Source organism: Tolypothrix bouteillei VB521301, from assembly GCF_000760695.4.
Lineage (GTDB): Bacteria > Cyanobacteriota > Cyanobacteriia > Cyanobacteriales > Nostocaceae > Scytonema > Scytonema bouteillei_A.
Map to the genome: position 1 here is coordinate 14183 of NZ_JHEG04000002.1, position 11325 is coordinate 25507.

Consider the following 11325-nt stretch of genomic DNA (forward strand, 5'->3'; position numbering starts at 1 on the left):
CGATACAGACTTATTAGTTTACTTATACAGAAGACAAAAGAAACCTCTCCCTCGTTAACCGATGTATTTTAGACTGCCCTGAGTACAAAAGTGTCACTCAACCTTTACATTTCCTACCTATAAAAATCAGAAGATGCGTGTTAAGGTTTTTAATTCATCGTCCTATGTTACTACCTGACCAATGTACTCGCACGACTTACACAACCAACACCTTGAAGAATTAGTCAATGGTAGTGGTATAAACTTAGACATTAGTAAACTCAATTTTAAATCTCTTCAAGGCAATACTGCTTATCAATATTTGTTAATTTCCGAACATTTACCCCGCACGAACACCGGGATGGTTAGGAGTAGCTGGTTGCAACGTTACGAACACATTGCAGACGGCGGTTGGTGGTGTTCGGGTCTCGATCCATTGAATCATTGGAAGGCTATGGAGTGGGGATGCTTTAAGCCAAACCAACCCCGCATGAATGAAAATTGCAAGTCTATCAAGTACGAGCATCCCCCGAGTACTCCAACACGAGTCTTTTGTCTGCGAGTCCCACTTTGTGTTTGGCAGCAAGTTTCTCAGCGTTACAACGTGGCTATGCCCGAGCGTATCAACCTCAATCCTAATGGTGAAGCAGAAGGTTTTTGGTCTTGGGTGATGGAACGCAATGTACCCGTGATTATTTGTGAAGGGGTCAAGAAAGCAGCAGCACTGTTAACTCAAGGATATGCAGCAATAGGCATTCCCGGAATTACAAACGGTTATCGCGTTGTTAGAGATGAATTTGGAAAAGTCGTCAGTCGCCAACTTATTCCGGATCTAGGCGCATTCACCATCACCAAGCGGACATTTTATATTTGCTTTGATTTTGAAACTCAACCAAAGAAAATCGTAACTGTAAACAACGCTATTTCTCAATTAGGATTTTTATTTCAAAAAAGAAATTGTCCCGTTCAAGTCGTTGAACTTCCTGGAATGGAGAAAGGCGTAGATGACTTGATCGTTGCTAAAGGTGCAAGTGCTTTTGAATCCATTTATCGCAACAGCATTGATTTAGAAGTCTACCTTGCTCATACCAAACCTCATACTGAATTGACTATTCCAGCTGCACTCACTATCAACCGTCCTTATTTGGGAGAAATACCTTTTCCCACTTCTGGGTTAGTTGGAGTGAAATCAGCAAAAGGAACGGGGAAAACCACAGCACTCCAATCTGTTGTAAATCGAGCAAAAAGTCAAAATCAACCTGTTTTATTAATGACTCATAGGATTCAACTCGGACGATTTTTATGTGAAAAAATTGGTATTCCGTGGGGATTGGGGAAAGGAGACAAGGGAGACAAGGGGGACAAGGGAGACAAGGTGGACAAGGGGGACAAGATAGAGCTATTTTCTGTTATGTCTTCATCTCATATCTCTTCATCTCACCAGTCCCTCATTCCCAACCGCCAATCTCTCGGTCTGTGTATCGATTCCATTTGGAGACTGAATCCTGAAGAATGGCAAGGTGCAATCTTTATTTTGGATGAAGTCGAACAGTCATTATGGCATCTACTCAATAGCAGTACTTGTAAGGATAAACGAGTCAAAATTTTAAAAATATTTCAGGAATTAATTTCAACTGTATTAAAAACAGGGGGTTTGGTTATAGCGCAAGACGCTGACTTATCAGACGTTTCTTTAGAATATTTACAGGGATTGGCAGGAATTAAGGTAGTTCCTTGGATTGCAATTAATCAATGGAAACCACATCAAGGTTGGGATACCACTTTTTATGATTCTCCCAATCCAACTCCTTTGATTCATCAACTAGAATTAGATTTAATGACAGGATACAAATGTTATGTAACAACTGATAGTCGTTCCGGGCGTTATAGTTGTGAAACCATTGAACGTTACTTGAGAGAGCGTTTGGCGAGATTGCAGCATAAATTTCCCAATACTCTCGTTGTTAGCAGCCATACAACTAACACACCCGGTCATGCAGCTGTTGATTTTGTAGCATCTATCAATCAAAAAGTTGCTGCGTATGACACCATTTTTGTCACTCCTAGTTTGGGTACGGGAATTAGTATTGACGTGCGGCATTTTGATAGAGTTTATGGTATTTTTCAAGGAGTGGTTCCTGATTTTGATGCACGACAAGCATTAGCAAGAGTCCGCGATAATATACCCCGTTTTATTTGGTGTGCTAAGCGAGGAATTGGGTTGATTGGAAGTGGTAGCACAAATTATCGATCGCTTTCCTGTTGGTATCAGGACAATCAAAAAGAAAACTTAGCTTTGCTAAGTCCATTACATAAAATTGATGTAGATTTACCTTTAGTTTACGATCCCATTCATCTACGTACTTGGTCAAAGTTAGCAGCAAGAGTGAATGCGTCTATCACCTTTTACCGCCAATCCATGAAGGAAGGCTTGATTGCGGATGGACACCCGGTTTCCATGCGAAGTAATGATACGCAAAAGAATATTATTAGAGATTTACGTTTTGCCTTTTTAGCAACCGATCGCAACGATATAACAACTCGGAAAAGATTAATTTTAGAAATTGTAAAAGTACAGAAGGATTGGTCGCAAAGTCGGAAGAATACACAAGAAATCGACCGGAAAATTAGAGAAATCAAGCGACAAAACCAATTGACATTGGCAACGGCTGTAGCTAATGCACAAGATATTAATGACTTAGCATACGCACAACTTCTGACCAAACACTCTTTAACGAATGAGGAACGTCACAAAATTAGCAAGTATGTTCTCAAACAAAAGTACGGGATTGAAGTGACTCCAGAATTGAAGCTAAGGGACGATAAAGGATATTACTGTCAATTACTTTCTCACTACTACCTCACCCATGAAAGCAATTACTTTCATCTGAAAGACAAGCAAGAGTTCCATCAGCAGTTATCTTGGGGTGATGGTAAAGTTTTTTTACCAGATTTAAAAACTTACACTCTTAAAATAGAAGCATTAAGAGCTTTAGGAATGCTGAAATTTTTGGAACCAGAAAGAAAATTTACTGAAAATGATGCAGATTTAATATTGCTCAAAAATATTTCACTTCAATGTAGCAAACACATTCGCAGAACGCTGGGAATTAATATTGAGACGGGTACAAAGAGTGTTTCAGCCGTAAGAATACTGGAGAGGTTATTGAATTTATTGGGCTTAAAGCTTAAGCGAATTGATATTGAGGCGTATCAAATTAATAGAGAAACGCTTTATGATGAGCGGCAAAAAATATTTGCTGTCTGGCATCAGCGAGATGAGTTGATGTTGTTAAATATCAGTGGTGTAAAAGAGGAAAAAACTCATACGTTTTTGAATGAAAAGTTGGAGCTTATAAAATTGTCTTTTTGAACCGCAGAGAACGCAGAGGACACAGAGAAGACAATGAGTTTGTAGTAGTGTTGGGAGCATCCCAAAGAGCGCAAATTGCCCTCAGAATAAATTCTGGAGCTATACAAACAAAGCCAGCCTACGCAGGCTTTAAATAAAGTCTGCACGGGCGGACTCGATCTGTCTGTATAGGCGTGATTTCAATCATAAGCGTGTTTTTTCCAAATCGGGATGCTCCTGTATTGTTATTGGTAAAACTTATTAGTTTTATATAGCAATCCTACTTGAGTTACAAACACCTCTCCCTTGTCTCCCTTATCTCCCTTGTCTCCCTCGTTCAGATCTCAAATAGAATTGCTAGATTTCTCTAGTATTTGTGAGCCTTCTAAGCAATTGAGTTATCATATACGGAAAAGCAACGCAGCATAAAGCTTGAAGTTTTTTATGAAAGTAGCAGTCTTCAGTACAAAAGCTTACGATCGCCAGTTTTTAGAAGCTGCAAATGAGCAAAATAAACACGAACTGGTTTTCTTTGAACCGCGTCTCGATCGAGATACAGCAATCTTAGCAGCTGGATTTCCTGCGGTTTGCGTATTTGTACACGATCGCGCTGACGCCCCAACTTTAGAACTTCTTGCTTCACAAGGAACTCGCCTGATTGCACTCCGTTGTGCGGGTTTTAATAACGTGGACTTGAAAGCCGCCGCCGAGTTGGGTATGACTGTTGTGCGTGTTCCTGCCTACTCGCCCTATGCAGTAGCAGAACACACTGTTGGATTGATATTAAGCCTCAATCGTAAGATTCATCGCGCTTATAGCCGTGTTAGGGAAGGAAATTTCTCAATTGAAGGGCTTTTGGGATTTGACCTAAACGGGCGTACTGTGGGAATTATTGGGACTGGGAAAATAGGTCAAATTGTGGGACAAATCATGAAAGGGTTTGGCTGTCACCTTCAGGCTTATGACGTTTATCGCAATCCAGAAGTTGAAAACTTAGGAGCTAAATATGTAGAACTATCAGAGTTATTTGCTAATTCCGATATTATTACCTTGCACTGTCCTTTGACACCTCAGACCCATCATTTGATTGATACTCAATCGATACAACAGATGAAGCCGGGGATCATGCTGATCAACACGAGCCGGGGAGCTTTGATTGATACGACAGCAGCGATCGAAGGATTGAAGTCTGGTAAAATTAAGTATCTTGGTATTGATGTTTACGAGCAGGAATCAGACTTATTTTTTGAGGATTTGTCTGATGAAATTATTCACGATGACGTTTTTCAGCGTTTAATAACCTTTCCAAACGTCCTGATTACCGGGCATCAAGCTTTCTTTACAGAAGAAGCAGTCCGTAATATCTCGGAGACCACCATTGCTAATATAACTGATTTTGAACAAGGTCGTCCCTGTCAAAATGAAATAGCTGCTCAACAAAAAGTTGCAACCAAGGTTTAGAGGGCAGTTTTTTACCCTTCCTAGAGCGTGTTTTCAAACGGCTCGTTTAGCCTCTTAATGTTCTAGATCCCCCGATAAATTGGGGGACTTTTGCTTGTAGGTTGGGGTAGCTGACTTGCTTAGCTTGAACGATAAGCCAAACGAAGACTTTGTACCAAAATAACCAGAGATGCGATCGCCATCAAACCGCCCCAAAACCAATAGGGTAAAAGCAACTGCTGCTGTATTTGTGCTGAATCAGAAAGCAAACCGGGACCAGCAGAAGCACTTAATAAATAATTGAGTTGGTGGTACGTACTTACACACGCTTGTACGCCAAGAAATTGAATGACAAATCCTTGTACCCAATGAGGAGCTTTTAGGGCAATACCAAGGATAATTAAACCTAAAAGGGGAATTGCTACAATTCCAAACAGCGATCGCACCCATATAACTGTTGAGAGGAGCAAGAAACCCCCTAAAATCTTTAAACTGAGATTTGCAGTTTTAAAACTGCGGGAAGCAAGAATTAGGGCTGCACCTGCGATTGGAGGTCCCATCGGTCCTGCGGCTGCAACCAAAGCGCGACCAATTGGTCCTAAGTATAACGCACCACTATGATATGCGACACCAGAGCCATCAGGAAAAACCTTTAACTGCTGAAAATTGCCTCCCAAAAGAAGCGCCACGATCCCGTGAGCCATTTCATGGAACCAAGTTGCCAGGATAGAAAATGGGTATAAAATGTAATCTCCTCCGGGAACCTGCCACAGCACAATAGTGGCTGCAGCAGCTGCAATTAACCAAGTAAATCCCATGCGGTCAATTGCTTGTGGGGCTTCTCGGGCTAGCAGGGGTTCAAAATCTTTCCCAAAGTTGCTCATGGGTTCGTCTTCCTAATCGTATGACCAAATTCATGCATTTGGTCGCAGTTGCACATCCATCCTAACTGTTGTTTGTGCTCGACCGCACTACCACAATTCATAATTCATAATTCATAAATTTTATGACAAATTACGAATCATGAATTACGAATTATTAAGGCGGATTTGGATTTGAGGACCGGAACGAGCAAGGCGAAAGATGACTCCATCGCTAACCGCTACTTGGTCGATGCGTTCTCCATCCACATAAGTTCCATTTGCACCTACGCTGACAATTTCCCAGCCCTTATTTACCCGTCTTACCTCAACGTGATGGCGGGAAACCACGGCACTGTAGAGAACAACATGATTATCCGTCGCCCGTCCGATGCGGATGATGGGTTCATCTTCAAAAGTCCAACTTTGAGCCGGGAGAGATTGCAATGAATGTAACAGGATGAGTTTAATCACGCAAGCACACGTGTCATATCAGAAATAGAATTGGCTAAGAGATTTGGAACAGGAATGTCACTAAATCTCCCTTACCTAAACTTATACGATCGCCAGGTCGCAAGCGGTGGCGGTTTCCGGGTAACAGGGGTAAGTTATTAACGTAAGTGCCGTTGGAACTGCCGACATCTTCTATATAATAAGCATCTCCCTCAATCCGAATATCAGCATGAATTCGCGAGACAATCTCAGAATTGGGAAATCCCGATACATCTATATCCGGTGGAATGCGATCGTTCGGCTTGCCTATGTGTACAACAGAGAGATTCAGCGGTAACTCAACATCTCTATCGCTTTGGACGTGGATGAGGCGTGCGGTCACTTGCTGTAATTGAGTCCTTGAAGCAGGTGGTACCGCAGCTGGAGCAGGAGGTGGCGGTACGGGTGCCGGTGCCACTGGTGGAGGTGGTGCTGGTTGCGCTGCGGAAGTCACTGGCTCGGGTTCTGGTGCTGCTACTGGCTCTGGAGTAACAGGAGGCGGTGGTGCAGCAACGGTTGGTGGCTCGCTGCTTTGGGATTCCGTAAATTCTGGGGCTACTGAAACCGCTGTTGGTGGTAACGGTGAGGAGTTAGGGGCATTATTGTTAGCAGAACCATTTACAGTCACCGGCTGTGGCTGTACTAGCGGATCGGGTACAACCAACGGGGGTGGTTCTGAAATGTCAGGAGCGACGGTAACTGCAACGGCGGTAGGAGCAGTGGCAGCAGGGGCAGCAGCAGCTCGCAGGTTATAGCCACATTGACCGCAGAAAGACGCGTCTGCCTGCACGGTTGCCCCACAGCTAGGACAGTTAGTGGTAGCTGGTAAAGGGGTGTAGCAAGCTTCACACTGGACAGCGCCGTCTGGGTTTGGGTGATTGCAATTTGGGCAGACGATCATGGAGTTAAGCCTTTAGTTGAAGTTCAATCGTAAAATATAGTGCCGACAAGCAGAGGGGCTACTCTAGCTTCCGATTTTAACAAGTGCCTTCTTAAAGTATGAAGTGTGGACTCTAAAGATGAAGTATGAAGTATAAAGTATGAAATTTTATCCTTCATCCTTCATTCTTTATCCCTCATCCTTTATACTTCATCCTTTGTTAAGGTCACTACCTGCGGCTGTATCTAACAACCACAAAAGTTCTCCTTGAGGTTGAATTAGGCGAGATGGGTAGGCAAAGTCATCTGCAGTGGGTGCAAAGACTTGAGCCAGGGCTGGTTTTTTATTAGCACCAGTAGCTAAAAACATAACGCAACGAGCAGCGTTAATGAAGGGGTAAGTAAAGGTGAGACGTTGGTTATCGTCTTTGTTACCTACGGTAATCAGCTTGTCCTTTACTTTTAATGCTGCCGTATGGGGAAACAAAGAAGCAGTGTGTGCATCATCTCCCATTCCCAATAAAACCACATCCAAAGAAGGAAACTCTCCGGGTGAAGAGTGAAAGAATTCTTGCAGATGCTTTTCGTACTTGGCTGCTGCCACTGCGGGATCGGCTTCATCTGTTGGCATGGGGTGAATGTTAGCTGCCGGAATCTCGACGCGATCTAACCAAGCACGACGTGCCATGAGTTGATTGCTATCTGGATGATCGGGCGGAACGTAACGTTCATCTCCCCAAAACACGTGAATTTTATCCCAAGGCAGGTTTCGTGACGCAATTGCCTCATACAGTGGTTTGGGTGTACTACCTCCCGCCAGGGCAATAGTAAACCGTCCCTGCTCTGCAATGGCAGTTTCTATCTTGGATATTATCAATTCTAGCGCTTGCGAAACTAGGGCAGCTCGATCTGTTAGAACTTCAACTTTTTTGCTCATCGCTCTCTCATAAAACTAGCGACTTCCAGCATTACAATAGCGAAATTCTGACAATTTCCCTTTCTCCCTTTTGAAACTTTTAACATCATGGGCTTGGGGATTGGGTGTTGGGGGGATAAGGGAGAGGTGCTTCCCTAACTTGTAGCTCCTCGATAGATGTCCTTCCAATCAGCGATCGCTTCCTGTTGCAAAATTAACAATTGTTGAATTCCTTTTTCGGCAAAATTTAGAAGTTCCCCAAGTTGCTGGCGACTGAAACTGCCCTCTTCAGCAGTTCCTTGGATTTCAATAATTCCCAAGTTTTGATTCATCACTACGTTAAAATCGACTCCAGCCGCAACATCTTCTGTATAATCTAAATCCAAAAATGGTTCTTCTTCTAGCAATCCTACTGACACTGCTGCTACCTGTCCGATTAAAGGCGATCGCTCTATAACTCCCTGCTGCAATAACTTGGAAATTGCATTTGCTAGAGCCACAAATCCCCCCGTGACAGCTGTTGTTCTCGTGCCTGCATCTGCCTGCAATACATCTGCATCCACTGTTAGCGTTCGTTCTCCTAGGGCTTCTAAATCCAAGGCAGCTCGCAAGCTACGTCCAATCAATCTTTGGATTTCTTGTGTCCTTCCAGACAATTTCATAAATTCCCGTTCTTGTCGCTGATGGGTTGCTGATGGTAGCATTCGATACTCAGCAGTTAACCAACCTTTACCTGTGCCTTCTAGAAATCTCGGAACTCCTTTAGTAACGCTGACTGTACACAGTACGTGAGTTTCCCCAAATTTTGTCAGCACGGAGCCGGATGCATAACGGGTAAAACCTTGCTGGAAGCTAATAGGACGTAGTTGGTGGGGTTGCCGACCGTCTGGACGCTGCCAAGCCATTGGGATTGCCTCGAAATTTTTATATACAATACAGCCTACTAAAATTTCAACGTCATGCTTTAAGTATTTTTAAAGATAATTAGTACAATTTTGCATTGCCAAACTCTTGCACTTGAAGAGTGACCGCATACCCCAATTTTTACGAGGGCTTACACAAAAGCGAAACAATGCTGTGCTGTACCATTTCTGGTAACTGGTCGCCGTTAATGGTTAACAATCGACGGCGGCGATCGTAGTATTCTAAGATAGGAACGGTGCGATCGTAGAACAACTCCACACGGCGCTGTACAATTTCTGGTAAATCATCGGGAAGAGAACGTTCTACCGAACGAGTTACCATGACTGCCTGCGACACTTGGAGATAAATCGCCCAGTCTAATTTTTGCCCCAAACCTTCTAGTAAAAAATCCAGTTCTTCTGCTTGAAAAGCTGTACGGGGGTAACCTTCCAATACCCAACCACAGTCTACATCATGTTTTGTCAGTTGCTTGCTTATAAATTCAATCATTATTTCATCTGGAACAAGCTCCCCCATGTCAACATAGGGCTGAGCGAAACGACCTAAATCTGTTAGGTTGGCGATCGCAGAGCGTAAAATCTCACCTACAGAGACTAAAGGAACCTCAAAATATTTACTCAGCCTGTGTGCTTGAGTACTTTTTCCCGATCCCGAGCCTCCTAGTATAACTAATCTCACAACTGTTAGCTCCTTTTCCATGTCATATTTGTAACGTTTATTACTTAAAGCCTCCCAAGAGACAGCAAATAGCAGTAGATCTTTAGAAATTCAACGATTTTTCAAAAAATTACAAATACAGTCTACTAAGTTCACTTGTTTTTCTAGTTATAAGTTTTATTTTTTACCGCTTTAACCTAAAAAAAGCCAAGGAGTTCAATATTTATCGATTCTAAGGCATTTATTTTCCTTATCTTGACCGAGAGTAAGAGGGAGCAGGTGGGAGTGCAGGGGAAGCTTTGGCTAATTTTCCCACAGTCTTAGAATATGCAAATTATATGGGCAGCAGCTTACTCTTGACTAAACCCCAAACCTAGTGGTTGACTAAGAATGCAACTAGCTAGAAACATTGCGTACTGTAGAAAATGGCTAAATTATATAGGTAGACTTGCAAAAAACGAATTCAGTAAAAATATTTATTTTTTGTAAATTATTACACAAAATTTATGATTGCTCAGCTAGAAACTTCCAGTGAAAATTCAACTCTTGACTTGCCGTATTCCATGAAAGGGTTAGTACAAGTTTTTACAAGTCCTCACCGTAGCTTTTTTACCAGTGTTATGGCTCAATCACTGAGGATAGCAGGTCAGGGTACACCCGTGCTAGTTGTACAATTTCTTAAGGGTGGCATTCATCAGGGACACGATCGCCCAATGCGGTTGGGACAAAAATTAGATTGGATACGTTGCGATTTACCTCGATGCATTGATACACCACAGGTGGACGAAACCGAAGCGCAATCTTTACAAAAGTTATGGCAATACACGCAAAAAGTTATCTTCGAGGATAAGTATTCTCTCGTTGTCTTGGATGAACTTAGCCTAGCCATTCACTTTGGCTTAATTCCTGAAACAGAAGTTTTGGCATTTTTGGCAAATCGTCCGTCACACATTGATATTATTTTTACGGGCCCAGAAATGCCCCAGTCTATTCTAGATATAGCAGATCAGATTTCAGAAATTCGTCGCAGCCATCAGCCTTAGTAAGAAGTAGCTTGGAACCGCACCAATGACGCAAATCGACCTGGATGAGGAGAAATTACTGTTTTTAATCGTGAACCTTTGACACGTTGTATGCAAGGTACAAGCTAAGTGGCGATCGCCAATGCGAACACAAACAAGAAGGCGTTCGCGTTAAGCTATCCTAGTATTTCAGTTTATTTAGTTACAAGATTGGAACAATGATTAAGAATGATAAATGGATTATTGAGCAAGCAGAAAAGGGAATGATTGTTCCTTTTGAAAAGTCTTTGATTCGACAACTTGAGAATCGAAAAGTCATAAGTTTTGGTCTTAGTTCTTATGGTTATGACTTATCCTTAAGTGAATTGGATTTTCGCGTGTTTCGCCACATTCCGGGTACAATTGTAGACCCCAAACGCTTCAATCCTAAAAATTTAGAAACAGCTGTTCTTCAGGAAGATGAAGATGGTTCAAAGTACTTTGTCATACCAGCCAACGCCTACGGACTTGGAGTGAGTCGTGAAAAAGTCTCAATGCCTAAAAATGTGACAGCAATTTGCGTAGGCAAATCTACCCTTGCGAGATGCGGGATAATTGCTAACATAACTCCTATTGAAGCTGGTTGGGAAGGATACATTACTCTAGAATTCAGTAATGCTTCTAGTGCAGACTGTCGCATTTATGCAAATGAAGGGGTTGTTCAGCTACTCTTCTTTGAAGGAGATCCTTGTGCTACTTCATACGCAGATCGTAATGGGAAATACCAAAATCAACAAGCTATGGTTACTCTTGCTAAAATCTGAT

Annotated in this window: 10 protein-coding genes; 4 read left to right on the forward strand and 6 right to left on the reverse strand. The window is 42.5% G+C overall.

All coding sequences use genetic code 11. The features are described 5' to 3' along the window. Nucleotides 1–181 precede the first annotated feature (181 nt). Nucleotides 182–3352, forward strand: a complete 3171-nt coding sequence (locus tag HC643_RS38900; RefSeq protein WP_038077154.1) for a plasmid replication protein, CyRepA1 family — start codon at nucleotides 182–184, stop codon at nucleotides 3350–3352. A 423-nt stretch (nucleotides 3353–3775) separates the two neighbouring features. Next, nucleotides 3776–4792 carry a 2-hydroxyacid dehydrogenase gene (locus HC643_RS38905; RefSeq protein WP_038077152.1) on the forward strand — a complete coding sequence of 339 codons (1017 nt, stop codon included), beginning with the start codon at nucleotides 3776–3778 and terminating at the stop codon, nucleotides 4790–4792. A gap of 119 nt (nucleotides 4793–4911) precedes the next feature. On the opposite strand, the gene HC643_RS38910 is transcribed toward HC643_RS38905, so the two are convergent. The 6 genes from HC643_RS38910 to HC643_RS38935 all read right to left on the reverse strand — a co-directional run bounded on the left by HC643_RS38910 (nucleotide 4912) and on the right by HC643_RS38935 (nucleotide 9520). After that, nucleotides 4912–5655: a M50 family metallopeptidase gene (locus HC643_RS38910; protein ID WP_038077150.1), complete on the reverse strand. Its 744-nt coding sequence runs from the start codon at nucleotides 5653–5655 to the stop codon at nucleotides 4912–4914. A gap of 144 nt (nucleotides 5656–5799) precedes the next feature. Continuing rightward, a complete protein-coding gene (locus HC643_RS38915) occupies nucleotides 5800–6105 on the reverse strand; it encodes an FHA domain-containing protein (RefSeq protein WP_038077148.1) in 306 nt (101 codons plus the stop codon). 34 nt (nucleotides 6106–6139) lie between these two features. After that, nucleotides 6140–7024 carry an FHA domain-containing protein gene (locus HC643_RS38920; RefSeq protein WP_038077144.1) on the reverse strand — a complete coding sequence of 295 codons (885 nt, stop codon included), beginning with the start codon at nucleotides 7022–7024 and terminating at the stop codon, nucleotides 6140–6142. Nucleotides 7025–7213: 189 nt separating this feature from the next. Then, on the reverse strand, nucleotides 7214–7939 hold the full coding sequence (gene pgl / locus HC643_RS38925) for a 6-phosphogluconolactonase (protein ID WP_038077142.1): 726 nt from the start codon (nucleotides 7937–7939) through the stop codon (nucleotides 7214–7216). Nucleotides 7940–8073: 134 nt separating this feature from the next. Next, a complete protein-coding gene (rph, locus tag HC643_RS38930) occupies nucleotides 8074–8823 on the reverse strand; it encodes a ribonuclease PH (protein ID WP_038077140.1) in 750 nt (249 codons plus the stop codon). A 139-nt stretch (nucleotides 8824–8962) separates the two neighbouring features. Beyond that, entirely contained in the window at nucleotides 8963–9520 is a 558-nt protein-coding gene (locus tag HC643_RS38935; protein ID WP_038077209.1) for an adenylate kinase family protein, read from the reverse strand. A 485-nt stretch (nucleotides 9521–10005) separates the two neighbouring features. On the opposite strand from HC643_RS38935, the gene HC643_RS38940 reads away from it, so the two are divergent. Together HC643_RS38940 and dcd are read left to right on the forward strand one after the other, a co-directional pair. Further along, nucleotides 10006–10542 carry a P-loop NTPase family protein gene (locus tag HC643_RS38940; RefSeq protein WP_038077135.1) on the forward strand — a complete coding sequence of 179 codons (537 nt, stop codon included), beginning with the start codon at nucleotides 10006–10008 and terminating at the stop codon, nucleotides 10540–10542. A gap of 197 nt (nucleotides 10543–10739) precedes the next feature. Further along, nucleotides 10740–11324, forward strand: coding sequence for a dCTP deaminase (gene dcd / locus HC643_RS38945; RefSeq protein WP_038077132.1), 585 nt, complete (start codon nucleotides 10740–10742; stop codon nucleotides 11322–11324). Nucleotide 11325: the final 1 nt, after the last annotated feature.

Excerpts from the sequence above, each read along its gene's own strand:
- HC643_RS38900 (WP_038077154.1), top strand. The coding sequence starts at position 182 with ATGTACTCGCACGACTTACACAACCAACACCTTGAAGAATTAGTCAAT.
- HC643_RS38940 (WP_038077135.1), top strand. The coding sequence starts at position 10,006 with ATGATTGCTCAGCTAGAAACTTCCAGTGAAAATTCAACTCTTGACTTG.
- HC643_RS38920 (WP_038077144.1), bottom strand. The coding sequence starts at position 7,024 with ATGATCGTCTGCCCAAATTGCAATCACCCAAACCCAGACGGCGCTGTC.
- HC643_RS38905 (WP_038077152.1), top strand. The coding sequence starts at position 3,776 with ATGAAAGTAGCAGTCTTCAGTACAAAAGCTTACGATCGCCAGTTTTTA.
- rph (WP_038077140.1), bottom strand. The coding sequence starts at position 8,823 with ATGGCTTGGCAGCGTCCAGACGGTCGGCAACCCCACCAACTACGTCCT.
- pgl (WP_038077142.1), bottom strand. The coding sequence starts at position 7,939 with ATGAGCAAAAAAGTTGAAGTTCTAACAGATCGAGCTGCCCTAGTTTCG.
- HC643_RS38910 (WP_038077150.1), bottom strand. The coding sequence starts at position 5,655 with ATGAGCAACTTTGGGAAAGATTTTGAACCCCTGCTAGCCCGAGAAGCC.
- dcd (WP_038077132.1), top strand. The coding sequence starts at position 10,740 with ATGATTAAGAATGATAAATGGATTATTGAGCAAGCAGAAAAGGGAATG.